This is a genomic window from Chitinophaga sp. Cy-1792, from assembly GCF_011752935.1.
GTDB lineage: Bacteria > Bacteroidota > Bacteroidia > Chitinophagales > Chitinophagaceae > Chitinophaga.
The window spans coordinates 3,407,321-3,432,068 of record NZ_VWWO01000001.1 but is presented as its reverse complement, the minus strand read 5'-3'; the positions used below and the strand labels follow the sequence as shown (position 1 = coordinate 3,432,068).

Genomic DNA, 24,748 nt, shown 5'->3' with positions numbered 1-24,748 from the left:
AGATGTTTTGCTTTCCTTTAAACAGCTGCTCAACTAAAATGTTCAGCGGGGCGACAGCACAAAAAAAGCTGGCCTCTATCTAGTAGAGACCAGCCTGGCGTTATTAATGGATGGATGCGGATTTACTCTATTGTCAGCTGTTGTGCTTTACGAATATCTACCTTGCCGGCATCTACGAAAACACAACCTTTCTTAAAGGTCGGGACGTATGTCCAGCTACTGATAACTTTACCGTTGAGCATTACCCTGGCGGGCTTTGTATTACGGAATACTTCCAGTTTTAACGTACGCTGCTCCAGCTGACCGGCATATTTGCCGGTAGTTGCAGCAAGGTTCACCACGGTTTTTCCATTGGCTGTATTGCTGGTAATATTCGTGTAGGCAAATGCGTTATTCTTTTTATAAGCCTGTGTAGCGCCGTCATCTTCATACAATCTGAAATGACCTGCTACGCCAGGATATATTGCCAGCGTCAGCGTATCTTTCGGGCGCTGGCGATCATACAGCATTTCCGGGTATTCAGGAATGATAGCGCCTTCTTTCACAAATACAGGCAGCTTCTCCAGCGGCGCCTTGAAGCCACTTAACCATCTGCTGCCCGTGTAGGTGTCACCGTTATCGTAATCTGTCCAGGTACCGGCAGGCAGGTATATGCTGTCTCTTTTCTCTTCGTCTTTATAAACCGGCGCTACCAGCAGGTATTCACCACTCATAAACTGGTATTGCGTACTACGGCCCCAGGTGGTGCTGTCTTTAGGGTATTCCAGTACCATGGCCCTGCAAACAGGGGTACCTGTTTCATAGGCTTCGCGGCAGTAACTGTACATATAAGGCGTGAGCTGCATTTTCAGCTTCATGTAATGGCGGTTGATGCTGGTATACGGCTCTCCGTATGTCCATGGCTGCTTATTTTCCTTTGCCCAGCCGCTGATAGACATATACACCGGTGTAAAGCATTTCCACTGCATATCACGGGTATACGTTTTTGCGCTACCCCTGAAGATACCGTCTACGTCGCCGGTGGCGTAGTTGAAGCCACTTAATCCGCTACCGATCACGGTTGGGATATGGAAACGGATATATTCCCAGTTACCGCTCTGGTCGCCGCTCCATACGGTAGCATAGCGCTGGGTTCCTGCCCATCCGGCCACACACCAGATAAATCCTCTGGCATCGGCATTCTGCTCTATTCCTTCAAAAGCGGCACGGTTGCCATCCAGCCCCCATTTGTAGCCAGGTCCTACCCAGGCCACGTCCAGCTTCATTACGCGGGTGCCTAATCTGCTCACTTCGTCTTTTATCTTATCGACGCCGTTTTCCGTCCACAGGCCGGTATAGAATCCCAGCTGATGCAGGCGTTGTACAACGGTATCGAGTCCCTGGTAGCCGCAACCATAGCCATCATTCGGCAATATCCAGCCACCAGGCATATCTTTTTCGCGGTAAACTTTTGCTACTTTGTTGATCACATCACCAGTAACACCTTTTTTGTTGTAACAGTCGGCATCACCAAATTCGAGTCCCCAGCGGGGCACCATAAACGGCCTTCCTGTAACGTGTGTATACTGGTCCAGCATGGTTTTCAGACCAGGACCGTAGAAATAGTATGCATCAAATTCATATCCTTCATGCTGTAACTGTACGGTATCTTTAAAGGCATATTCTCCTTTGCTGAAAGTATTTCTGAAGATACCATAACCGGCAGTGCTGATAAAGAACGGCGCCGGATTGGAAGTGGTGTTGGCGCCCCAGTTGCCGAAATTATTACGGATAGGAATGATACTGTCGCGGTGCGAGAAGTTACCATTTTGCATACCGCCACCGTAGAAATAATCGTTCTTTCCGCGGCGGATGGCCTCTGTGGCCTGCTCGCCTAAACTGATAGGCTCCGTTTGTTCGGATATCAGCTTGCCAGATTTATCGTAAACGGCTATACGAAAAGGTGATTTCTCAATATGCAGATTTAATGCGGTAGTGGTAATTTCATAATATTTCCCTTTATCCTTTACCTGGTAAGGAATATTTTTATCCCCGTTCCATACTACGATACCATTGCTGAAGGCATCTGCAAAATGGCCGTCGGTGCTTACCTGCAGGCGATATACATCTGGCTGCAACCATTGCAGTTTTACATCTGCGTTATTTAATTTAAATAGCAGATGACCGGGTTGTTGCTGTAAACCGGTAATATTTGTGAGCGGTACTTTTTTCAGCAGCAGATGGGTACGCAGGGTGTCATTACCCGGGTTATCATCTCCCGGTAAAATCACCTGCGCCTGCAAAGGCCAGATGCCTTTGCTATGCAGATCGGCCTGCTCCAGCAGGATATCGCGATAGGCATAAGGTGGCAGTTGATTGTTATGCAATGGCACAGTAACTGTTTTTACAGCAGCGCCGGTACCAATACTGTATTTCACCTGTAAATCGGCGGTGGCAGGCTGTGTACCCAGGTTGGTAATACGCACGGTCAGTGGCTCTTTCGAGGAAAACTGCTGCTTGCCATTCTGTGGCGTCACCACACTGGTAATGGCCACATCCAGCGGATATACCTTTTCGTAGGTAGCCAGGAAGATCTTACCATTCAGGGTTCCTTTGGCATCTTTTACTACATTGCCACTGCCTTCGTCGAATTTGTAATAATGCAGCAGGTGGTTGTATTGCGGGTCTTTATCGGTCACTTCTTTAAATGCCAGTCGCGCGATGGTAGCGGCATCCAACTGGGTGTCCCACATACGCATCTCGTCCACGGTGGCATTGAGGGTACCAAAACCATCACCATCCAGCCCGATCTGCGATAACGGCAAAGGAATGCTTTTATCGATCGTCTGTACAAATTTGCCATCTATATAAAGGGAAGTATGCGCGCTATCGGCCACCAGTGCGAGGTGCGTGAGCTTTCCTACCGGCAGTTCATAATCGAAAAGTACATCGAACTTACCTTTCTGGGTAAGGCCTATTTTGTTGGTATTGTTATATTGTTCGAGACGAATCCCACTCTCATAGTCGCCGCTGGTAAGCAGGGAGGAATAGGTGCTGACCTTATCGCGACTCACAAGGCATTCCACCGTGTAAGGAGGCTTCAGGTCTTTGCCGTTCAGCTCAACAAAATTGCTGGGTCCGTGGAAGCGAAGCCTGTACTGCGCACTGGCCTGCATACCGGTTACAGACAGGAGTGCCGTCAATACAGCAGCTCCTATCAGAGAGTTGATAGATTTCATTTTCATTGTTCACTAATATAACGGGCTAAAAATACTGATCATAATTGAGAATTCCGGCATAAATTGTAATTAGAAAACTATCTTATGGGTTTCATCAGGAATTATTCCAGTGTTTTTTGGTTGCTTGGGGGTATTATCGCGGGCAGTATTGCCGGACTGATATGGGGTTCCAGGGTAACGGTCATTCAGCCTGTAGGCGAGATTTTCATCAATTTATTATTTACAGCAGTAGTCCCGCTGGTATTTTTTGCTATCGCAGATGCCATAGCGCAGGTAGATGCAGGCAAAAAGCTGGGCAGGATACTGGGGGTGATGTCGCTGGTATTCCTGGCCACCCTCCTGCTGTCGGCTATTTTTACCATGGTCACCGTAACGGTATTCCCGATACACCAGGTCATCACTTTAAGTACTCCTTCGGGAAATATAGGCCAGCCGGGCAACCTGGGTGAACAGCTCACGCGACTCCTGACGGTAAATGAGTTTTATGAACTGTTGTCCAGGAAAAATATGCTACCGTTTATCATCTTTTCCGTGATCACGGGATTTGCCGCTATGCGTGCAGGTGCTGCCGGCCAGGCATTCCGTAACTTCCTGCATTCCGGCAATGAGGTCATGAAGCAGATCCTGCATGTGATTATGAAGGCCGGCCCCGTGGGTCTGGGCGCCTATTTCGCCTGCCAGGTCGGAACCGTAGGCCCGCAGCTGTTTGGCACTTACGCTCATTCGCTGGGACTGTACTATATTGTGGGCATTGTCTACCTTATCACCGGCTTCACGTTATACGCCTTTATTGCCGGCGGCTTTCACGGCATTCGTATCTTCTGGAAGAATAATATTGTGCCGATGCTTACCGCAGTTGGTACCGGTAGCAGTATCGCTACCATCCCTGCTAACCTGGAAGCAGCACCTAAAATGGGTGTCCCCAATGATATCGCCAATGTAGTGATTCCGCTGGGAGCCACCTTGCATAAAGATGGCTCCAGTATATCGGCCATCGTGAAAATGGCCGTGGTATTTGGTATGTACGGAAAAGGATTCGATAACCCGCATACAATACTGATGGCGCTGGGCATCACCGTTATCGTCAGTATTGTGGAAGGCGGTATTCCCAATGGCGGCTATGTAGGCGAAATGCTGATGATGAGCATTTACGGCTTTCCGCTGGAAGCCTTGCCTGCCATGATTATCATTGGTACGCTGGTAGATCCGCTGGCCACTATTCTCAACGCAACCGGCGATAATGTGGCAGCTATGATGACTACCCGCTTCCTGCGCGGGTCATTGGAGAAGCCCGTCCAGCCGGCACCTTCCGTTATCGATTAATTTCGTTTATGCGTTTACGATAGTCTGCACTACAGGTATCTTTTTAAAAGCCTGTTCCAGATCACTAATCAGATCAGTATATTCTTCCAGTCCAACAGATAAACGTATCAGGCTGTCGCTCACACCGGCAGCCCTTCTTTTTTCATCCGGGATAGACTTATGTGTCATAGCAGCGGGGTGACAAAGTAAACTTTTAATACCACCTAAACTCTCTGCCAGTTTGAAGTAGTTGGTACTGGTAACAAAAGCAGTAGCTGCTGCGGCGGTATCATTCTTTAAAGTAAAAGAGATAACTCCCCCAAACCCTTTACTCTGGCGCTTTGCCAGCTCATGACCCGGATGTGAGGCCAGTCCCGGATAAAAGACTTTATCTACTGCCGGATGTTGTTCCAGGTATTCAGCGACCTGTTGCGCATTTTGTACGTGCTGGCGTATACGCAGCGGCAATGTTTCGATACCACGGATCAGCAGGAAGCTGTCGAACGGCGACAGTACGGCGCCACAGGCATTCTGATAGAACTTAATTTCCTGTGCAAGTTGTTCTGTTTTGCTGATAACCACACCGGCAATAAGGTCGCTGTGGCCACCAAGGTACTTCGTAGCGCTGTGCACTACAAGGTCGGCGCCGAGCGACAACGGCTGTTGAAGGATGGGCGAAGCGAAGGTATTATCTACACACAAAAGAATATTATGTGCTTTGGCAATCTTTGCGATTGCTTCGATGTCGGAGATCTTTAACGTAGGATTGGTAGGGGTTTCCAGCCAGATCAGCCTGGTAGCAGGTGTAACGGCATTGAATACGGCGCTGACATCTGTCGTATCTACATAATTGACGTGGATACCGAACTTTTTATATACTTTATCGAAGAGGCGGAAGGCACCACCGTAGATATCATCTACTGCAATAATTTCATCGCCTGCCTTGAGTAATTTAATAACGGCGTCAATCGCGGCGAGGCCACTGGAGAAGGCCGATGCGCCAGCACCTCCTTCCAGTCCTGCGATAATTTTTTCTGCTGTTTCCCTTGTAGGATTATTACTGCGTGCATAGTCATAGCCTTTGTTGACACCTGGTGCTTCCTGCACAAAAGTGGAAGTCTGATAGATAGGTACTGCAATGGCGCCTGTTTGAGGATCTACTGGTAAAGAATGGATCAGCTGTGTGATGGTACTCATTGGTTCATAATTTTTTTGATGAATAAATGGGGTTCTTTTGCAGTATACTATCAGGAGAGATGCAAGGTGAGTATTATACCATTGCCGGCAGGCATGGGTATAAATAAAAAAACTCATCTGGAGCCAGATGAGTTTTATATCTAAAAGAAAATTAGTAAAACTTGTATCTGACTTATCTTCCCTCGCTAAGCGAGGATGGATGCAGCACCTTTCACGTGGTGAAGGTTGCTAAGGTATCGTCGGGCCATGTCCCTACTCCTTTCTTGATAAGCAACTATTAAAGAACTGATGCAAAGATAGGACGCAAATTCAAATCTACAAATTTATTTCCTACAAAATCAGTAGACTACTACTTTTTATGGGCAGCAATAGTATCCTGAATCCCTTGCTGGTATGGCGTTGGCGTCATTTGAAAATATTTTTCAAATTTATCAGAATTAAAGACAAAGGGGTGGTTATTCTGGTATAACATCTCTACGATCTCCTTAGTCTGTTTATCGAACAGCCCGGTGAGCGACAGCATAAATTTGTTCAGCTTCATATATTTCGGTTTCACCCCCATGGCATCGGCAATCATTGTTACATATTCTTTACCAGTGGGTGCCGGCGCGGCTGTAGGAAGGTGCCATACCTGGTTCCAGGAGTTGTTGTCCTGCAGGAGCAGGTGCATTGCCCTGCCGGCATCCGGCGTATAGGTATAGCTGTGTGGCATATCATCGCGGCCAATCCACATGGCAGTACTCTTATTAGCGAATTTGTCGATGATAAGGATGTTGAGGAAACCGGTTTTATCGGCATGAGGGCCGTAGAAGTCGGCTGCACGGGCAATGGTAGCAGTTATATTGCCGGCTTTTACTTCCTCCATCAGCTGGGTGGCAATCTTTGCCCTTACTTCCCCTTTTCTGCTTGCCGGGTTATAGGGAGATGTTTCCACCATCTGTCCTTCTACTAACCCGTACGAATATACGTTATCGAAGAAGAGGAGTTTGGCGTTACTGGCTTTACAGGCAGCAATAACGTTATTCATGATGGCAGGCCATGCAACGGACCAGACATTAATATCATATTTAAGTCCCGCGCAAAGAATCACGACATCAGACCCTTTCACGGCGTTTAAAGTCTGGCTGGCATCAGTGATATCAGCCGCCACGAGATCGGTGATACCTGCATAGGATTTAGGGTTGCGACCAACGAGACGTACACGTTGTCCGGCGGCCACCAGCTGAGCGGTCAGCTCATTGGCAATAATACCGCCAGCGCCTAAAATAGTATAAAGAATACGGTTGTTCTGTTCAGACATAAAAAGGGTTTGTATAATAAGTTAAGCTAAAAACCAACATCCGGGGCCTTGTGCAAGCACAACGAATTTCAGTAAATTATACAGCATATACAAGGAGACGATTGAAAAATAAGGATATTTTAATTCCCGGTCCTGATTATGTCCGACAGTACCCGTTATTGTCTTTTACTGCCAGTTATTTTAATGATGTTTACGCTCCCAGATGATATCAACGGCCATATAATGCACATCCGTTAAATTCCCTCCTGTACCCAGCAGGTCATTCATATAACCGATATCGATGGTAACAGGAAGATGTTTGGGATGTACCGTATAATAGACCGTGAACCTGGTTTCTTTGTAGCCCCAGCCACTCCATTGACGGGGTTCATTTTCCTTGCTGACAGCAAACAAAATTTCCGCACTGGTACTTAGTTTATTGGTGCCTGTACCCAGTGGTATACTAAGTTGTGATTTCAGTCTTGTCCTGAATTGAAAATCCTCTTCTGCCGGCGTGAATGCAGGGGCAAAAAACTTCCTGAATTCCTGCCGTAAAGTATTTTTCCATTTGAGATGTCCCAGTGGTGTAGTGATCGCATACCGGCCATAGAGGCGGAATTCCTGTTCAAAAGCCGGATCGGCACTATGATAGGGATAGGCTTCCTCGTAATTGTTTTGCCGGCGGTAGCTGATGGCGTAGGAATACTCCCTGTTTTTGCGGTAATGATGATAAAATTCCTGGTTCAGCACCAGGATAGCCTGGTGATGGAGTGGGTTGGCATCGGCAGTAGGGTTACTTGTTCTTCCCAGGCCGATGTAGGTCAGGGATTCCACTTTGCCGGCACTATCCAGTGGCTGACGTATTCCCAGCGCCATCCAGCTCGCGGTATTGGCCTTACCAAGGCCAGGCGGACTTATCTGTGCTGCTGTAGTAGCAGTAAACAGTACAAAAATTATAAATAATGCAATTATGTTAATGGAAATGTTTTTGATGGTCATACTCACTGATCAAAATAGATAGCCGTGCTTTGCGCAACTGCCGGCAGGCAGTTATACGCAAGCATCATTGTTCACTGTACTGACTTTGTCTTGTCTGAAATAATTATGGCTGGAATACCCGCTCGAACATCTATCTATAAAAATAAAAAACAGTACAGGTTCAAAATTAAAAAATAAGGGCCGGAACCACTAGTACAAATCAGGACTTCCCTATTCAAAAACACGACCTATCCGCTATTATTGCTTTTTCAAAACATCCATCCGGGGGGTATGGATGAGCTGCAACAATACACCGTTGGTCCATCCGAAACCATCCTGCAATGGGTACTCTCCCCCACCCGCAGGTAAGTGTATATCAGCTACATTGTATTTTTCCAGGAGTTTGCCAGTATGGTTAAACACGGTAATATTCAAGGTGGTCCAGCGTTTGGCGATGGTATCTGCCAGTGATTGCTGTCCATAGTTGTGCAGGCCTTTGATGGCCATGTATTGCAATGGTGCCCAGGCATTGGGAGCATCCCATTGCTGGTGGTTGCTGACCTGTGTGGTCATAACACCCCCAGGCGCCAGCAGCTGCTGTTTGATAAAGGCAGCCATTCGTTTAGCCATGGCCGTAGAATTGGTCATGCCGAAAAATAGTGGCGTGGCGCCCGCGATAGTAACAGCTTTTGTTTGTTGCTGCAACTTCCAGTCGTAGTCAAAATACCAGCCGCTTTTTGTGTTCCAGCAATACCGGATAACGGCCTGGCGCCGGGCTGCAGCCAGTTTTTTAAATAACAGCGCTGAATCCGCCTTGCCCTTTTGCTTATATCCTCTGGCGATGGTCAGTTCCAGGTGATAGAGCAACCCGTTGAGGTCGACGGGAATGATATCCGTTGTATGAATGGTCGTGAGCTGCTGCGGGTCTTTAAACCAGCGGCTACTGAAATCCCAGCCGGATTCGGCCGCCGCACGGATATTACGATAAAACACGGAAGGGTGCTGGGTGGTTTCCCGTGCTGCCAGTACATCTTCGCGGTACGACTCTTCCCTCGGCTGATCACTGAAATCCCAATAACGGTTCAGCACCTCTCCGTTGCGGAGCTTCACCACATGCGCCACGGCATTGCCTCTGGACAAAGTATCTGCACCACGCATCCAGAAAGCATATTCTTTTAACAGTTCAGGCAGATAATGCGCATATACCGATTCACCTTTTGTTTCCGCCAGCAGGGATATCATCATGGAAAAGAACGGGGGCTGGCTCCTGGTAAGGAAATACGTACGGTTACCGTTAGGAATGAAGCCCAGCGTATCTATCAGCCATGCGAAATTGCTGATCATATTTTCAATCATCTCCGTTTTTCCGGCTGCCTGTAATCCCAGCATGGTGAAATAGGAATCCCAGTAGTAAACCTCTCTGAACCTGCCACCAGGCACGATATAGGGATGTGGCAAAGGGATCAGCGACACACTGCCATCCGGTACGGGCTCACGGCGCAAAACCGTCCACAATGTATCTATATGGTGTTCGATGCCGGCGCTGATATCGCTGTGGTAAGGCACTGCGCGGGAAGCGGGCATTTCGAAATAGCTGTCGGCAAAGGTTTTAAGGTTGAAGCCAGGTTTGTCTTTTGCGGCAAGCCAGGCCTCCATAATGGCTGCCGGCGCCATTTTGGGCTTCATGTCAACAAATGTTTTACCATCCGGATAAATACGGTTCAGCTGTATATCTTCAAACAATCCCGGATAAATGGTACGTGGTGTCTGCTGTTGTGCAGGTAATTGCAGGTAGATGATCAGTAGGAAAGCCGTAATGATAGATTTCATCTGGAAATTATTTTGGGTTATAACGTGCCTGGCAATACGAAAATAACCAATTAATCCGGGCAAAAAAAAGCTGCATTCCACCAGGAATACAGCCTTGTAATATTGGTACCGGCAGTACGATCAAGGATCCAGCGGATCGCGGCTATCCGCCTGCAGGGAATTGAGTTCCGGCAGGTAGGAAATGCTGGTTTCGCTGACACTAACCGCCTTTTTCATGGGCAGGTAGCCCAGCTCCTGGCGGCAGCGTAACTCAAACAACCGGGTGCTGATATAAGTAAGGTGCATGTTATCGGAAACACATAAAATTCTTTTATCTACCGGCATACCAGTACGGAACACGATCCTGTTGGTATTACGGATATTGGTGGTGGTATGGCGTGCATATGGCTCTACGATCACGGCGTCTGACGGCACTTTCAGACTATCCACCAGGTATTTCTTCATCTCTATGGCCTCTGCAAAAGGCGTCAGAAAAGGGTGTACATGTCCGCCGGAAACTACGATAAATGGCGCCATTCCTCTCTGGTACATGGCTGCACCACTCTTGCAGCGGGCTTTTCCGGCATCGCTGATATTGTCTTTATTTCCCGGGCCGGCACCTAATATAAGGATGACGGTATAATCATACTTTTTCCAGTTCAGCTTTTTAAGCCGTGCATATGGTTCTTTGTTGATGTTGGACAGCGGTTCGTACCTGGCTGCTTCATCGTGTTTGTTATAAGTCAGCAGCGCCAGCGCCAGATCCAGGGAAGGTTCGAAGAAGAGTACTTCCTGGTTGCCGGTTGTCTGCATCTTATCTAAAATACCATTTACGCCGGCGTAGTAGGCCGGAGATTTAACATACCAGGCTGCAGAATCGATATTGGGATACCTAAAACCTTTGTTTTCGGTATATGCCCGGAGAATGTAATTAACGCCTTTGGCGGCATCCTGCCAGGCCATGGTCAGTAAGGTGGTATCACTTTCCCGGCTGTATAGCTGAAAAAGGCCACTGTTGCGCATGGCATGAATGAGCGGCGCCATGGTGGCCTGGTTGGTAGTCAGCAGATGGTTCAGGCGATAGCTGATGCCCGCTACTTCCTCATTGGAAAAATAGAACGGCGCCACCAGGTCTTCCGCATCGTGCTGCCCCGCCGGCACCGGGCCTGCCAGGCGATGGCTAAATTCCCTGGCTACCTTTGCCAGCATTTCATCCTGCAATAGCAGCCTGCGGATGGCAGGCATTTGCTCTATCAGGGTAAAAAGGTAGAAATTCCTGTCCTGCACCTTATTATTTCCGGTAAAAAAGGTATAGTGAGGGTCTGGTGGCGACAACTGCGCCATAACACGGGTTCCGCCAACGAAAAGACAGATAAGTAATAACCTGCGAAGAATAAACATATTACAAGATTACAGATAATATCAATTAATAGAACAGTTCTTTTTCAGATTTGTTCATTTCTTAATTTAAGAAAAATTTATAATACATTTCTAACGCTAATATATATACGCCTAATACACAAAACGCTCCACCAGCAAGGATTCCAGCACAAATCAATTGTAAATCAACCACATAAATCACTTACTTTTACAGCATCAAAAACAGTTCAGCAGCCAACATCCATGTATCACAACCACGCGCAGAAAACATTTGTCCGATTTGGTGTACTCATATTAATGGTAGTCATACTAACCACCTTATTCCTGATGATATATATGCGCAAGCGTACATCAGAACGGATTGGCAGTATGGTAAATGAGCTATCTGTAAATGATAACAGCAGCAGGCACCTTAGCAAGGCATCGCAGCTGTTGTACCAGGCAGACAATAACTTCAGGCTATATACCGTCACCTTCGACCGGCAATACTTTACCGGCTACCACGATATGCTGAAAGGCGTGAAGGCCGAACTGGACAGCGCACTGGCAGATAAAGGCCCTTATGGGGTTTCTATACTCCTGGCCAATAAAGCCAGACAGATGGACATATTTACGCAATGCAGCCACCGCCTGGATTCATTGCTGCAACTGGAAACTGCCTGGCCGGCGATCAGCGTACCTGCCGGTGTACAAGCGTCATCCTCCCCAACGCGTATACATATAGACACCATCATCAGCACACAGGAAACAGCCACCAGAAGTAAAAAGAAGCTCCTGGGCCGCATCCGTGATGCGATTGCCAATAAATCCGATACCAAAAAAACGAAACAGGTAGCTATCGTAAAACATACGCCCGTTGCCAGTCCGCATAGTATCTCCAAAGATCAGCTGCAATCCATGCAGGCAAAATACGACCAGCTGTTCGTAGAAGCCTCCCGCACCAGGAACCGGATGAATAACGCCGAAGCCGACCTGGTGGCCACCAGCAACCGACTCTTTGCCGCTATACAGGAGCTGTTGCTGCAGGCCAATGATGCCACGCAGGCAGCCATGGCCGCCGAACGCAGCAAAGTGCAGGCCGGCGCCACTATCTCCCTGGAAAAAATCAAACACCAGGGATACTGGGAAATCCCACTTATACTCGTACTCGCCACCATTATCATTTATGGTATCATGCGACTCTATCGCTACGACCTGGCACTGCTCCGCTCCACACAGCAGGCAGAAAGACTCGCCCGCCAGAAATCTGAGTTTGCAGCCACCGTCAGCCATGAACTGAGAACGCCTATACAGTCGCTGCTGGGCTATAGCCAGCAACTCAACCGGGAATATAAACCTGAAACGGTATCGGCTATACGAACAGGTGCAGAAATGCTGTTGCAGGTAGTTAATAACGTACTGGAATATACGAAAATAGAAACCCATAAACTGGTATTGAAGCAGGAGAAGTTTTCGCCAAGAGCCGCTATAGAAGAGGTATGCCAGGTATTACAGGTACAGTCAGAACTGAAATCTCTCCAGATGACAGTCAACATCTACTTCCCTACTACCCTGCAGGTATCGGGAGACGCCTTTCGGCTGAAACAGGTAATCACCAACCTGGTAGCCAACGCTATCAAGTATACCGACAAAGGCGCCATCACCATCACTGCTGCCATGCGCACCATAGAAAACGGCAACTGCCTCCTGGAAGTAACCGTTACCGACACCGGTATCGGCATTCACAACCGCGACCTGCCACAGCTATTTGATGCCTTTACACAAGCCTCCGCCGACAGCAACGCCTCCTTCAGGCCCAACAGCAGCGGCCTCGGACTACATATCGCCAAAAAAATCATCGACCTGCACGACGGGAAAATCTATGTTAAAAGTATCCACGGTAAAGGATCTACCTTCTTCTTTGAAATAAAATACCAACCCATCGTTCACTCCCCTGCCACCAGGAAAATTACCGTACCTGTCAATATCAATCAACCTTCCGGCACCTCCACGAACAAAGTAGTGCGCATACTGGTAGTGGAAGACAGCGTCCTTAATCAGAAGCTGCTCTCGATGATGCTGGACAGAATGCAGGTATATTATAAAATAGCAGGTAATGGAGAAGAAGCCCTCGCTTTGTTTGAAGAATATACGTTCGATATTATCCTGACAGACATAGACCTTCCCGGCATGGACGGCATCGCGCTGACCGCGCATATTCGCGCCATGGAAGACAAGAAAAAAGCCGCAGTTACCATCATTGCCATTACCGGGAATGTGATGGAAGAAGATATTGCCCTGTACCTCAAATGCGGCTTCAATGATTATATCATGAAACCTTACCGCGATACCGACATCCAGGAAAAGCTGCTGCTTTTTGGTGTGATGGCCTGATTTGCGTAGCTTAACAGGAATCAAACCCTTGTAAGTTGACACTGGCCGACCGCATCATTGCATTTAATAAGTCCCTCCATTTTGAAGGTAAGCTGCCTGCAGGCATTCATGTCATGAACCCTTTCCGTGAAAAAAAGGACATCGTGGACATCATGACAAAATTCTACAGGAAGTATTACAGCGATAACCAGCCCCGGCAGATTATACTGGGTATTAATCCTGGCAGACTGGGCTCAGGGTCTACCGGGGTGCCTTTTACGGATACCACCCGCATGAAGCAGGTAGGCCTGGAAATTACAGATTTCAAGACGCATGAGCCTTCATCGGTATTTGTATATGACGTGATCAACGCCTATGGCGGCCCGGAAAAGTTTTATAAGCGGTTTTACATTACGTCTGTTTGTCCGCTGGGGTTTACCACCGACAAGGGCGACAAGGTCATCAACTACAATTATTATGATTCCGCGGCACTGACAAAATCAGCCCTGCCGTTTATTGTAAAATGTCTGAAAGAGCAATTGAGCTGGCCGATCAGCCATGAAGTCTGTTATTGTATGGGTACGGGTAAAAACGCTGCATTTTTGCAGGGGTTAAACACAGAGCATCAATTCTTTAAGGAAGTGGTACCATTGGAGCATCCGCGGTATGTCATGCAGTATAAGAGCAGGTCTAAGGATGCGTATGTGCAGAAGTACCTGGATACCTTTGCTGCGCATGTATAGCAGGGATTGGCAACAGTATGTCCCGGAATGTGGAACGCGGGCAACACTACACTGCTATGCCGTTGTCATACCGTTGACATACCCTTGTTATGCCGTTGCTTTACCAATATAATCTGCGATCATGTTGAGGAGGCCCATATCAAGGCGGTGGCCGGCAAAAGTGGCGCCGGAGGCCCTGAGATAGCCGTCATCATCTTTTTCCAGGAGTACCTGTTCGCCAAAAACGTCTACTATAAAACGGTCATCAGCGGCGGATCCGGCGGATTTAACAGGAAAGGTGCCGGAGGGGGTCTGAATAGTAAAGGGCTGCATATACGAGCGGTTTAGACGTTTTATGTAGCAAACCGCAGGCCAGCTCCTCCTAAACGGACAGGAAATTATAATATCTGTACCAGGTATTTTCAAATCCGTCGTGGGAAATGAATTCCGCGACAAGATCATGATCGTTGCCGAGGTTATCCAGTTGTGGAAATGGTTGATCGCTGAGGGCAGTGCCTCCGAAATTGAAGTTGCTGTTAGCGATGCCAAAAGTACCGTCCGGATATAACTCTATTTTTCTGCATTCAAAGCGGAGTTCATCCAGTTCTATGAATTGAACTTCCGCTTCATCTTCCTCACGGTGCAGCCAGTAAATTTTGACATATTGCATGGATGATTACATTTTTTCCAGCTTGCACTCCCATACCTGGTCGTGCTGCAGGGGACTTTCAACAATCACCCCTTTGATCCTGTAGGTATCGCCCTCCTGTTTTATCTGGTCGCCCACATTAGGAGCACCGGCATCATTGAACCGGATGGTAGCCATAATGCCGAAAGACTTATAGCTGTTGATTTTGATAATAGCAGCGGAGCGTAAAGCCGCAGGAACGGGTTTCTTTTTATTCAGCAATCTGAAGGATACTACCAGCAAGGTTACTGCCGCCAGGGCGTACAATAAATAAGTGAACACGGTATAAAGGTTTAGGTTGTTGGTCATCCGCAGTTGTTTAGTGCAGATAAAAATAAGTTGACAAAGGCATTATCAATTTAAAGAATATTTCGCACATATAGCACAAAATTTTATGTTAAAAACTGTACTGCCTTTTGTCGCTTTAAAACCATGTTCTCCTCTGATATTATCTTCCGTCGTCGCTAGTCGTAATTTTCATTACATCGAGGTCATTCAGTATCTCTGTGAAGGACTTCGGTGGTTTATCATCAAAGAACTGTAACGGGCTGTCGTACTTGAACCTGTAGCCCAGCAAATCTTTGACCTTGGTGTTTGTAACAATTTTATAGCTATCGTCTTCAGGTTCTTTTCTTCTCGGGCGTTGCAGATCGAAGTGGGCAGCCGCCTGCACGTGATAGCTGAAACGCAGCGGGTGGCCGCTGGCACATGCATTGAATACTTCCCCCCAGATATCTTTTTCCAGCACCCGTTCTATCACCCCTATGCAATCCGCACGGTGAATCAGATTGAGTGGTGTATCCTGGGCCCTGGGGTCATTGACTTTCTTCTGTGTATTGGGCAATCTGTCGAATCCGGCGAGGCCGCCGAAACGTAGCACGACGGTATTAAAACCGGGTTTGTTCAGCAACACTTTCTCTGCTTTCAGCAATGCCACACCGTTGGGCTTATCTGGCGGTATATTACAATCTTCATATACCTTATCGTTAATGTTCGGATAAACAGAAGTAGAGCTGACAAAAATTACGTGCCTGATACGTGTTTGCTCCAGCGCTACGGCCAATGTTTCCATTTCTGCGACAAACGCATGATCCCCCCGTTGCATCCGTGGCGGCACATCAATGATGATTACATCGGCATCCCAGAAGGGAGCATTATCACCTTCGATGGCATCTTCCTTCAGCCTGACGGTATAGCCTTCAATACCCAGTGTATGCAGCTCTGCCACACCTTCGGCAGTTGTACGGGAACCTTTCACCCTATAACCGATGGATGCCAGGTGAACCGCCAGTGGCTTACCTACCCATCCACAACCCAGAATGCTTATAACAGGATATGTTGGATTAAACATTGATAATTTACATTGATGAGATTCGAGATCAGATAAATATCCGGATTTATCTGCCAATGCAGTATCAAGCCGGATTTATCTTACTTAAAGCTATAACTTTTCAAGCATAATTTTAGTTCAGTAGAATGGTTTTTTTGAGATAAAAAGCCCGACAGTAGCCGCTATTCGGATATCTGACCGAAAAAAATATATTTAAAAGGGCATCCTCCGCCTATCTCTCTAAAACAATTCAAATATAATACAGGCAAGGGAAACAGCTCATATAACGTTTGTGAATATACGCGTTCTACAGATGACTCCATTTTTTCAATGCCGTTATCAACAGCTTATTATCCTCCTCGCTCCTGCATGCAATTCTACAAAATCCTGAGCTTAGTCCCTCAAAATCGGAGGCATCCCTTATCAAAATAGCATATTTATCCAGCAGCCAAGACCTCAGTTCTGTGGCTGTACCTGTCAAAGTCTCAAATAAGAAATAATGCGTATAGGAGCTATAGACTTTGAACTCCGGCATGGCTTTGATTTTTTCACGCAGCTGAAAAGTATTTGCCAGCAGGTCGTCCAGTTTAAAGGCAAATTCCCTGGGATGTGCCAACATATACATTCCGGCGGTGATAGCGAGCTGGTTAACGCTCCAGGGCGGCTGGAAAGCCCTTAACCTGTCGAGGAGGGGCTTCTGGCCGGCAATATATCCCAGGCGCAGGCCCGGGAAGCAGGCCACCTTGGCAGGAGAGCGCAGCACCAGCAGGTTGGGCAGGCGATGAATATGCGTCACCAGCGTCCGGGTTTCCCTGGTAAAATCGATATAGGCCTCGTCCACTACAAAGATCGTTTTACGGTTGGCATTGATCATCCGCTGTAATACAGCCTCTTCCAATACCTGTCCGCCGGGATTATTCGGATTACAGATAAAGACGAGGTCGGTATCAATGCGAAAGCCATCATCCAGCTTATCCCACCATAGAAAGCTGACCTGGTGCTTAAACAGGCGCGCAGCCGCTTCATACGCCGAAAAAGTCGGCGCGATGATGCTGGTGGTAGCGCCGGCAAACAATTGTGCGATGAGGTAAACCGCCTGTGTGGCGCCATTGGTGACCAACACGGTGCCGGGTTGCTGCTCCAGCTGCTTCTCCAGCGCCTCCTGTAGCAGACCAGCGTCTGGCGAAGGATAACGCACGATCGTATCCAGACTGCCGGCCAGATGACTTTTGAGCCCGGCTGTAAGTCCGCTGTACAAGGTATTCTCGCTGAAATCCGCTACTATTTTCCGGGGAAACTTATCTCCACCTTCTCCATTCACAGGGTTCATATATACTGATTAATTTTCCAACGTCTTATAAACAGCTGAAAGATTAAGATGTTCACGAAGCAGGGCTGCCAATTTGTTATATTGTTCTTCTTTCCACTGGTGGTAGTCGAAAGCAACCTGCAGGTCTTTTCCGGTTTGTTGCAAAAGGGTATTCACCACTACTTCATTGTCAAGGATACCATGCATATAGGTTCCCCAGCATTTGGGTGATTGCAGGTATCCGTCTGTAGTGCCATCGGCCAGTGTATTCAATGGTTTGGGCAGTTTACTAACGGTATCGCCCATATGAATTTCATAACCGGTACATCGCGTATCCGTACCGGCAAAATAGAAGTGACGTTGCTCCGTTGTTTTCGCCGTTTTAATTACGGTAGATACCGGCAGTATCCCCAAACCCGGTACTGCGGCCGTTTCACCCTCTACCCCATCCGGGTCGGCGATCCATTCACCCATCATCTGGTAGCCGCCACAAATACCTATCACCACTTTCCCCTGCTGCCAGGCCTGTAGCACAGCAGCGGCAGTGCCATTATTGCGGAGGGCCACCAGGTCAGCAATGGTGCTTTTACTACCCGGCAGTATGATAATATCCGCGTTGCTGATCTCTATGGGGTTATCTGTATAAAAAAGATTGACGGCATCATATCTTTCCAGCGGATCGAAGTCGGTGAAATTAGACATATGCCGTAGCAGTACCACGGCCACATTCACTTTGCCGGCAGCGCTGCGGCGTTGTTTTGTGTGCAGGGTCACACTGTCTTCCTCTTCGATATGAATATCCCGGAAATAAGGCACCACGCCGATAACCGGTACGCCTGTCAGCTCTTCCAGCTGGCGGCGGCCATCATCGAACAGGCTGATATCTCCCCTGAATTTATTGATGATAATACCTTTGATAAGAGCTTTATGTTCGGGTGGCAGCAGGGCCAGCGTACCATAGATACTGCCGAAGATGCCTCCCCTGTCGATGTCGGCGATCAGGTAAACGGCCGCATTGGCGTGATATGCCATGCGCATGTTCACAATATCCCTTGACCAGAGGTTGATTTCACTGATGCTGCCTGCCCCTTCCATCACCACAGGGCTATACCTGGCCGACAGCCGGTCGTAGGCGGTAGTCACCTCTGTAAAGAGGGCGTTATTATGTGGTTCGCTGAAGTATTCTTTCGCCGTACGGTTTCCTGCCGGGCTTCCGTGTAACACCAGCTGGGAGGCAGTATCAGATACCGGTTTGAGCAGTACGGGGTTCATATCAGTATGACAGGGCACGCCTGCTGCTTCCGCCTGCACCGCTTGTGCACGGCCTATTTCAAGGCCTTCCGGCGTTGCATAGCTGTTGAGCGACATATTCTGCGCCTTGAAAGGCGCCGGATGATAGCCATCCTGTAAAAAAATACGGCAGAAGCCTGCGGTGATCACACTTTTTCCCACGTCGGAGGCCGTCCCGGTAAACATGATACTCTTCATGCAGGCAAATGTAACGAGGATTTTCCTGCCGGGAATTTTCCTGCTTTTTTGTTTTGCTTCAAAAGTAGGCCTTCGGCATACTTTTGAAGTTGTAGTTACAGCCGCCACCGCAGGTGGCGGCTGTAACTACAAAGATTTTTTTATTGGGGAGAGAAACGCTGGCAGACCTGTTCTTTGCTCAGGCCCTGGTTGAATTTAATGGTAGTGAGGTCGTGGTGTTGCTGTTTGCCGCCTATATCTACCAGCAGCTTATAAGGTACTTTATATCCCTCTACATCGCGGTAATCACTGTAATCGGTGATGACATTACTGCCGGTATTTTCTTCTGTTGTAACAATGATACTGCGCACTTTCAGGCCTGTTTTCTCATCATAATAATTTCTGAAAACGGTACCGTTGCTGGTAGCCACAGACAATACATAAGCGGGGGCACCATTAACCATTTCCTCTGTGGGAGCGAGTTCCAGCTTCACCATATCCGGATTTCCCAGATAATAGTATTCCGGGAAGAGCATATGTTTATCCATTTCCACCCCTTTTTCAGCAGCAGAGAGCGACACCATTTTACCATTTCTCATCACCATTACGCTATCGTTCTGGATACGTGTCAGGAAAAGGGTTTGCTGTTGCGCAGGAAGATAGACTTCTCTGCAAAAAAAATATCCATCTTTAAATTTTGCCCGGGTAGTTGTCATGATCTTTACCCCCAACGCTTCACCAGCGAGGGTAAAGGCGATATCCTGCAATGATTTCATTTTCTCCATACCGCCGCAGGCAGTAATATAATTACGAAGTATATCCGTTGGCGTTATACCTGCCGGCACCTGCTTTGCGACATCATTCCCTTTCCAGGAATTGTTATTCCTGTTTTCATCCGGGAGTTCACCGAGTGGGTCCAGCGTTACTGCTACCAGCTTAGAGGTGGATGGGTAAGGCAATACGTAGGTTGGGCCATGCTGCCATATTTCCACCGGCAGTTTCAGTGTATCTGTAGTGCCATTGGCCTGTTTGATGGCCACGGTTACCGGCATGGGCAGCTGCTCCAGGCATTCCAGCGTAATCAGGGCACCACTTGCCGGATCATCTTTTACATATTTCACGTCTTTCACTGCGAGATCCAGTTTCCAGGTATTAAAGAACCATCCTTTCCAGAACCAGCTCAGATCTTCTCCGGTGGCGTTTTCCATGCTTCTGAAGAAGTCGTTCGGTGTAGGGTGTTTATACGCCCAGCTCCGGATATATTGCCTGAAGGCATCATCAAATCTTTCCCTACCGATTATTGTATTTCTCAGCAATTCCAGTCCCATGGCCGGTTTATAATAGGCAGCAATACCCAGGTAGCGGTCTGCCACTACATCCGGCATGGTCATAACCGCTTCATCAACGGTTTGATGGAGGGAGTTGACACCGTTTGCCAGCTGCGCCGGCGTATAGTATTCCCCCTGGTGGAAGGCAGCTGAAGAGATACCATTGATAAAGGTGTTGAAACCTTCGTCCATCCAGGGATATTTCCGTTCATTAGAGCCTACGATCATCGGGAACCAGGTATGGCCGAATTCGTGCGTGGTAACACCCCAGAGGCTATTTTTATTGGCTTTCCAGGAGCAGAAAACGATGCCCGGGTATTCCATACCACCAACACGTCCGGCAACATTGGTAGCTACCGGATAAGGATAGGGAAACCATTGGGTTGAATAGTGTTCGATGCAGGCTTTGGTGTATTCAGTAGCTCTTCCCCATCCGTTGCTGTCGGCATTTTCGAGGAGGTAGACCGATTGTGCGAGTGCTTTTTTATTTTCCGGGAGATTGATTTTTGCAGCATCCCATATGAACGCTGCGGAGGCTGCCCAGGCTACATCGCGGGCATTCTTACAGGAGAAATGCCAGGTTTTATTGCCGGAGGCAGGTGTTTGTGCCTGCACAGCAGCTGCGGAACGGATGGCAACGGTGTTGTCGCTCTGTGCCGCAATACTGAGCTGCTTTTGCTGTTCGGCGCTCAATACCTTTGCCGCATTGGTCAGTTCACCGGAGCCTGCAACGATCATATTAGCCGGCGCGGTGATATCATATTCATAATTGCCGTATTCCAGGTAGAATTCACCGTTGCCGAGGTAGGGCAGGTTATTCCAGCCGAGCACGTCGTCATAAACGGCCATGCGTGGGTACCATTGCGCAATCGTATATACGGTACCGTATTTCGATGGCATGCGCCCCATGCGGTCGGTACCATCTTCGGGGATAGTAAAAGCGTAGTTGATGTTGATCTGCATATCGGCTTTTGTTGCCAGCGGAGCAGGCAGCCGGAGTTGCATACGGCTATCCGTGATGGTGTAAGCCACATTGTATGACTTACCATTGAGGACGATGCTGATTTCTTTAAGTTCGAAGCCGTTGGTAAAGCTGTTGCCTGCCAGCCGGGCTTCTGCGGGAAGCTGTGTGGCTGTGGCGCGGGCATCTTTCTTAAAAGCCTGCTGGTCCAGCTGCAGCCAGACGTAAGGCAGGGTATTGGGACTGTTGTTATGATAACTGATCCGTACGGAACCGGTAATACGCTGGGCGACAGTGTCGAGGGTAGCCTGGATGTTATAGTCGGCCGCATTTTGCCAGTAGGCAGGTCCGGGTCTTCCGTCGGCAGTGCGGTATTCGTTACCGTTGGAAGTATAAAAGATGGGAGCAAAAGCTTCGTGCTGGTCGAATTTTGACTGGGCTAAGGCTGGCTGCACCAAAGAAAGCAGTAAAAGCAGCGCAAGTGGACTAAACTTTAATTTCATCGTTACGATGGCAGATGTTTTTTAATGTGTATTGGAAGATAAAGAAAAAAGGACAGCTTTCGCTGCCCTTTTTTGTATAGAGAGAAATCAGTAATGATTAAACGAGGTTTTTTAAATCTTTCTTCACACGTCGGAGCCGGAAAGCGAAAATAATGCTGAAAACGCCTGCCATCCAAAAGCCGGCGGCCAGGATACCCAGGATGGTAGCTACTCCAATGGTTGGGTTATCCAGGATGAAAATTGACACCATCACCAGGAGGATACCTCCCACGAGCAGCCAGCCCCAGTTAGGGATTTTTTCCATGCTGAGCTGGATACTGAATACGATCAGGCTGATACCACGGAAGAGGAACCAGAATCCCAGGAAGAGCGGGATTACCGCCATACTGACAGCGGGGTAGATCATCAGCAAAAACCCTACTACTACGTCGATAATACCGGACGCCAGCGACCATCCCCAGCCGTACATGCTTTGCCGGTTACTCACCGCAAAGGAGATTTCAGCGATACCGGTAACAAAGAGGGTAACGGCAAAGAATATACTCAGTATCACGTAGCTGCTGAAGGGGTTGGAGAAAACGATGAACCCGGCAATGATGAATATAATACCATTGAGCAGGTATAACCACCAATACTTCACATTACTTCGGATAGTAGATAAGAGGTTAGACATAATTTATTTTTTTAATAAAAAATCAAGGCTTACATATAGTCCTAACACATGCCATTGTAAAAAGTTCAACGGGGGACGTTGCGAAGCGCTTAAAACATTAACTTTGCGCCAGCTGATTTAAATCATATTAATAACGATTCCTGGAAACTATCTTTGTGTGATGAACAAGGCGATAAAGCAACAGAGAGGCCGCCCGATTTGGTGGCATCAAGCAGATTTCATGGGCATTCATTTGGTGCCTTTTCTTGCGTTTTTTACAGGTACAACGGCATTCGACTGGATCTTATGCGCAGCGTTGTATGTAATACGCATGTTTTTTGTGACAGCAGGATACCACAGATATTTCTCGCATCGTGCTTTTAAAACGTCGCGATTCTTCCAGTTTATCCTGGCTGGTGGTGCACAGAGCAGCCTTCAGAAGGGTGCATTGTGGTGGTCTGCCAATCACCGTATTCACCACAAACATAGTGATACGCCTGAAGATCCTCACTCTGCGAATGTGTATGGCATCTGGTATGCGCACATCGGCTGGATCATGGGTCCTGAATACAAACCTACCCGTTTTGACCTGATCAAAGATCACAAAGCGAAAGAATTATTCTGGCTGAACAAATGGCATATGATTCCTGCCGTAGTACTGGCTGTTGCCGTGTATTTCGTAGGTAACAAAGTGAATGGTACCGGATGGTTCGACTGGCATGCAGGTTTATCTACCCTGTTTATCGGTTTCTTTGCCAGCACTATCTTCCTGTATCATGGTACTTTCACCATCAACTCCCTGATGCACAAGATCGGTAAGCAACGTTATGAAACCGGCGACCAGTCACGCAACAGCGTATGGCTCGCATTGATCACCCTGGGTGAAGGATGGCATAACAACCACCACTATTATCAGAGCGCTGCACGTCAGGGTTTCTACTGGTGGGAAATTGACATCAGCTACTATGTGCTGAAAACTTTAAGTCTGTTTGGTATTGTATGGGATATACGCCCTGTTCCGGCTAAAGTAAGAGAAAGCAACAAGATTGATAAGAATAAAGTAAGAGACGGCAGATCTGTAGAAGATTTAAGAGCTTAGTTTCTCAAAAAATATAAAAGAAGAAGGTCGTCTCTCCAATAGAGACGACCTTTTTTTGTATCTGCTTATGAGTTGAGGTTAACCAACAATACACTACACGATTAAAATCATTCTCAAACAAATGGCGAAAGAAGAAAACAATTTGCACGCAATATCTTCCGGACAATTACAGATTGCGTTCAGATAAGTTAAGCCGTGATGTGTATTGTGTGATAATTAAAATATATGACAGTTAGTAAGGTTACTTTATTCGCATTGGATGATCCAGGTTGATAGTCAGTGCGGTAACACTGCATTTATAGCTGCAATTTGATTAATTCCTGCTGACCGGACAATACCGCCATGGGGTGATTTTAGATCTGTACAAAAATGGCATATTGCAGGAGTGCCTGTACATTTCTGCACCGTAGTTTCTGCATAATATTTTTACGATGTGTTTTAACCGTATCTATGGAGATAAAGAGCTGTGATGCGATCATGGGATTGGTAAGACCGCGGACGATGAGTTGAAATATTTCTTTTTCCCTGGCAGATAACGCGTGAAACTGTTCGGCATGCGCCATCTTGAACAGGGAGCTTTTGAGCATACGGTTCAGGAGGAAGATGTATTCATTCAGTTCTTCGCTGGCTATTTGCAGGGTAATCTCCGAAGTACCTTTTTCCAGGCTTTTCACTTTTATCACCGGTGGCTGTGCTACCAGTTTCCTGTTACTTTTTGTCAGCCATTGCAGGGCCTCTTCCGGTTCTTTGAAAAAGCGGGAATTAACATTGGCCGCTCCTTCTTCAAAGAGGTTAGCGACAGACAAGAGATGCATCATGTTCTCCCCTACAATGATCCCGACTTTTCCATCGAAGCCGGCATCAATACACGCAACATTGAGGAAAGTATCTGTCCATTGCTGTAATTCGGGGGTAATGGCAAATTCACAGTTACTATTATACCAGAGTGTATGTTTGGGTAATACCTGCATATAGGCTTCTTTAAAAGCAGCAATACCAGCGATATATTCTTCTGCTGTGGCGCAGGTAGTCCAGGAGGTAGACAGAATACCAGTCTTTCCCAGTAAAGTAACATCGATAATATCAGTTGTAGCAACAAGTTCCATAAAAGGCGGATAAACAGTAACATAAAACAGGACGATGCCTGCCAGCGCGTAATAACTAAAGGCGGCAG

19 protein-coding genes and 1 riboswitch are annotated in these 24,748 nt (G+C 47.5%); of the genes, 4 read left to right on the top strand and 15 right to left on the bottom strand.

Annotated elements, in window-relative coordinates; genetic code table 11:
* Nucleotides 1-122: 122 nt before the first annotated feature.
* A complete protein-coding gene (locus tag F3J22_RS14010) occupies nucleotides 123-3,224 on the bottom strand; it encodes a TIM-barrel domain-containing protein (RefSeq protein WP_167018149.1) in 3,102 nt (1,033 codons plus the stop codon).
* A gap of 78 nt (nucleotides 3,225-3,302) precedes the next feature.
* Between F3J22_RS14010 and F3J22_RS14005 the strand changes: the two genes are divergently transcribed.
* Entirely contained in the window at nucleotides 3,303-4,541 is a 1,239-nt protein-coding gene (locus F3J22_RS14005) for a dicarboxylate/amino acid:cation symporter (protein ID WP_167018147.1), read from the top strand.
* Nucleotides 4,542-4,547: 6 nt separating this feature from the next.
* Here the strand turns inward: F3J22_RS14005 and F3J22_RS14000 are convergent, their stop codons facing one another.
* The 5 genes from F3J22_RS14000 to F3J22_RS13980 all read right to left on the bottom strand — a co-directional run bounded on the left by F3J22_RS14000 (nucleotide 4,548) and on the right by F3J22_RS13980 (nucleotide 11,184).
* Nucleotides 4,548-5,717, bottom strand: coding sequence for a PLP-dependent aspartate aminotransferase family protein (locus F3J22_RS14000; RefSeq protein ID WP_167018145.1), 1,170 nt, complete (start codon nucleotides 5,715-5,717; stop codon nucleotides 4,548-4,550).
* A gap of 169 nt (nucleotides 5,718-5,886) precedes the next feature.
* Nucleotides 5,887-5,990: riboswitch (SAM riboswitch) on the bottom strand.
* A gap of 76 nt (nucleotides 5,991-6,066) precedes the next feature.
* A complete protein-coding gene (locus tag F3J22_RS13995) occupies nucleotides 6,067-7,017 on the bottom strand; it encodes an NAD-dependent epimerase/dehydratase family protein (RefSeq protein WP_167018142.1) in 951 nt (316 codons plus the stop codon).
* A 180-nt stretch (nucleotides 7,018-7,197) separates the two neighbouring features.
* Complete coding sequence (locus F3J22_RS13990) at nucleotides 7,198-7,995, bottom strand: DUF2490 domain-containing protein (RefSeq protein ID WP_167018140.1); 798 nt, start codon at nucleotides 7,993-7,995, stop codon at nucleotides 7,198-7,200.
* A 237-nt stretch (nucleotides 7,996-8,232) separates the two neighbouring features.
* Nucleotides 8,233-9,804 (bottom strand): alpha,alpha-trehalase TreF, encoded by a 1,572-nt coding sequence (treF, locus tag F3J22_RS13985; protein WP_167018138.1) that lies wholly within the window; start codon nucleotides 9,802-9,804, stop codon nucleotides 8,233-8,235.
* Nucleotides 9,805-9,924: 120 nt separating this feature from the next.
* Nucleotides 9,925-11,184: a YdcF family protein gene (locus F3J22_RS13980; RefSeq protein WP_167018137.1), complete on the bottom strand. Its 1,260-nt coding sequence runs from the start codon at nucleotides 11,182-11,184 to the stop codon at nucleotides 9,925-9,927.
* A 276-nt stretch (nucleotides 11,185-11,460) separates the two neighbouring features.
* On the opposite strand from F3J22_RS13980, the gene F3J22_RS13975 reads away from it, so the two are divergent.
* Nucleotides 11,461-13,536 carry an ATP-binding protein gene (locus tag F3J22_RS13975; protein ID WP_167018135.1) on the top strand — a complete coding sequence of 692 codons (2,076 nt, stop codon included), beginning with the start codon at nucleotides 11,461-11,463 and terminating at the stop codon, nucleotides 13,534-13,536.
* Between the two features lie 35 nt (nucleotides 13,537-13,571).
* Nucleotides 13,572-14,258 carry a uracil-DNA glycosylase family protein gene (locus F3J22_RS13970; RefSeq protein WP_167018133.1) on the top strand — a complete coding sequence of 229 codons (687 nt, stop codon included), beginning with the start codon at nucleotides 13,572-13,574 and terminating at the stop codon, nucleotides 14,256-14,258.
* Nucleotides 14,259-14,345: 87 nt separating this feature from the next.
* Here the strand turns inward: F3J22_RS13970 and F3J22_RS13965 are convergent, their stop codons facing one another.
* The 8 genes from F3J22_RS13965 to F3J22_RS13930 form a co-directional block, all read right to left on the bottom strand.
* Complete coding sequence (locus tag F3J22_RS13965) at nucleotides 14,346-14,570, bottom strand: hypothetical protein (RefSeq protein ID WP_167018131.1); 225 nt, start codon at nucleotides 14,568-14,570, stop codon at nucleotides 14,346-14,348.
* 49 nt (nucleotides 14,571-14,619) lie between these two features.
* Nucleotides 14,620-14,907: a hypothetical protein gene (locus F3J22_RS13960; RefSeq protein ID WP_167018129.1), complete on the bottom strand. Its 288-nt coding sequence runs from the start codon at nucleotides 14,905-14,907 to the stop codon at nucleotides 14,620-14,622.
* Between the two features lie 6 nt (nucleotides 14,908-14,913).
* Nucleotides 14,914-15,234: a hypothetical protein gene (locus F3J22_RS13955; protein ID WP_167018127.1), complete on the bottom strand. Its 321-nt coding sequence runs from the start codon at nucleotides 15,232-15,234 to the stop codon at nucleotides 14,914-14,916.
* A gap of 139 nt (nucleotides 15,235-15,373) precedes the next feature.
* Nucleotides 15,374-16,276, bottom strand: coding sequence for an SDR family NAD(P)-dependent oxidoreductase (locus F3J22_RS13950; protein ID WP_167018125.1), 903 nt, complete (start codon nucleotides 16,274-16,276; stop codon nucleotides 15,374-15,376).
* A gap of 286 nt (nucleotides 16,277-16,562) precedes the next feature.
* Complete coding sequence (locus F3J22_RS13945) at nucleotides 16,563-17,585, bottom strand: histidinol-phosphate transaminase (RefSeq protein ID WP_167018123.1); 1,023 nt, start codon at nucleotides 17,583-17,585, stop codon at nucleotides 16,563-16,565.
* A gap of 9 nt (nucleotides 17,586-17,594) precedes the next feature.
* Nucleotides 17,595-19,052: a cobyric acid synthase gene (locus tag F3J22_RS13940; RefSeq protein ID WP_240155054.1), complete on the bottom strand. Its 1,458-nt coding sequence runs from the start codon at nucleotides 19,050-19,052 to the stop codon at nucleotides 17,595-17,597.
* A 140-nt stretch (nucleotides 19,053-19,192) separates the two neighbouring features.
* Entirely contained in the window at nucleotides 19,193-21,823 is a 2,631-nt protein-coding gene (locus F3J22_RS13935; protein WP_167018121.1) for a M1 family metallopeptidase, read from the bottom strand.
* Nucleotides 21,824-21,920: 97 nt separating this feature from the next.
* Nucleotides 21,921-22,496: an HdeD family acid-resistance protein gene (locus F3J22_RS13930; protein ID WP_167018119.1), complete on the bottom strand. Its 576-nt coding sequence runs from the start codon at nucleotides 22,494-22,496 to the stop codon at nucleotides 21,921-21,923.
* Nucleotides 22,497-22,716: 220 nt separating this feature from the next.
* On the opposite strand from F3J22_RS13930, the gene F3J22_RS13925 reads away from it, so the two are divergent.
* Entirely contained in the window at nucleotides 22,717-23,574 is an 858-nt protein-coding gene (locus F3J22_RS13925; protein ID WP_240155053.1) for an acyl-CoA desaturase, read from the top strand.
* Between the two features lie 353 nt (nucleotides 23,575-23,927).
* Here the strand turns inward: F3J22_RS13925 and F3J22_RS13920 are convergent, their stop codons facing one another.
* Nucleotides 23,928-24,680: a LuxR C-terminal-related transcriptional regulator gene (locus F3J22_RS13920; protein WP_240155052.1), complete on the bottom strand. Its 753-nt coding sequence runs from the start codon at nucleotides 24,678-24,680 to the stop codon at nucleotides 23,928-23,930.
* Between the last annotated feature and the right edge of the window lie 68 nt (nucleotides 24,681-24,748).

What these genes read in the sequence shown, in the direction of transcription:
- F3J22_RS13965 (WP_167018131.1), bottom strand. Translation starts at nt 14,570, where the DNA reads ATGCAGCCCTTTACTATTCAGACCCCCTCCGGCACCTTTCCTGTTAAA.
- treF (WP_167018138.1), bottom strand. Translation starts at nt 9,804, where the DNA reads ATGAAATCTATCATTACGGCTTTCCTACTGATCATCTACCTGCAATTA.
- F3J22_RS14010 (WP_167018149.1), bottom strand. Translation starts at nt 3,224, where the DNA reads ATGAAAATGAAATCTATCAACTCTCTGATAGGAGCTGCTGTATTGACG.
- F3J22_RS13980 (WP_167018137.1), bottom strand. Translation starts at nt 11,184, where the DNA reads ATGTTTATTCTTCGCAGGTTATTACTTATCTGTCTTTTCGTTGGCGGA.
- F3J22_RS13925 (WP_240155053.1), top strand. Translation starts at nt 22,717, where the DNA reads ATGGGCATTCATTTGGTGCCTTTTCTTGCGTTTTTTACAGGTACAACG.
- F3J22_RS13930 (WP_167018119.1), bottom strand. Translation starts at nt 22,496, where the DNA reads ATGTCTAACCTCTTATCTACTATCCGAAGTAATGTGAAGTATTGGTGG.
- F3J22_RS13955 (WP_167018127.1), bottom strand. Translation starts at nt 15,234, where the DNA reads ATGACCAACAACCTAAACCTTTATACCGTGTTCACTTATTTATTGTAC.
- F3J22_RS13995 (WP_167018142.1), bottom strand. Translation starts at nt 7,017, where the DNA reads ATGTCTGAACAGAACAACCGTATTCTTTATACTATTTTAGGCGCTGGC.
- F3J22_RS13950 (WP_167018125.1), bottom strand. Translation starts at nt 16,276, where the DNA reads ATGTTTAATCCAACATATCCTGTTATAAGCATTCTGGGTTGTGGATGG.
- F3J22_RS13935 (WP_167018121.1), bottom strand. Translation starts at nt 21,823, where the DNA reads ATGAAATTAAAGTTTAGTCCACTTGCGCTGCTTTTACTGCTTTCTTTG.
- F3J22_RS13960 (WP_167018129.1), bottom strand. Translation starts at nt 14,907, where the DNA reads ATGCAATATGTCAAAATTTACTGGCTGCACCGTGAGGAAGATGAAGCG.
- F3J22_RS13945 (WP_167018123.1), bottom strand. Translation starts at nt 17,585, where the DNA reads ATGAACCCTGTGAATGGAGAAGGTGGAGATAAGTTTCCCCGGAAAATA.
- F3J22_RS13975 (WP_167018135.1), top strand. Translation starts at nt 11,461, where the DNA reads ATGGTAGTCATACTAACCACCTTATTCCTGATGATATATATGCGCAAG.
- F3J22_RS13990 (WP_167018140.1), bottom strand. Translation starts at nt 7,995, where the DNA reads ATGACCATCAAAAACATTTCCATTAACATAATTGCATTATTTATAATT.
- F3J22_RS13940 (WP_240155054.1), bottom strand. Translation starts at nt 19,052, where the DNA reads ATGAAGAGTATCATGTTTACCGGGACGGCCTCCGACGTGGGAAAAAGT.
- F3J22_RS14000 (WP_167018145.1), bottom strand. Translation starts at nt 5,717, where the DNA reads ATGAGTACCATCACACAGCTGATCCATTCTTTACCAGTAGATCCTCAA.
- F3J22_RS14005 (WP_167018147.1), top strand. Translation starts at nt 3,303, where the DNA reads ATGGGTTTCATCAGGAATTATTCCAGTGTTTTTTGGTTGCTTGGGGGT.
- F3J22_RS13920 (WP_240155052.1), bottom strand. Translation starts at nt 24,680, where the DNA reads ATGGAACTTGTTGCTACAACTGATATTATCGATGTTACTTTACTGGGA.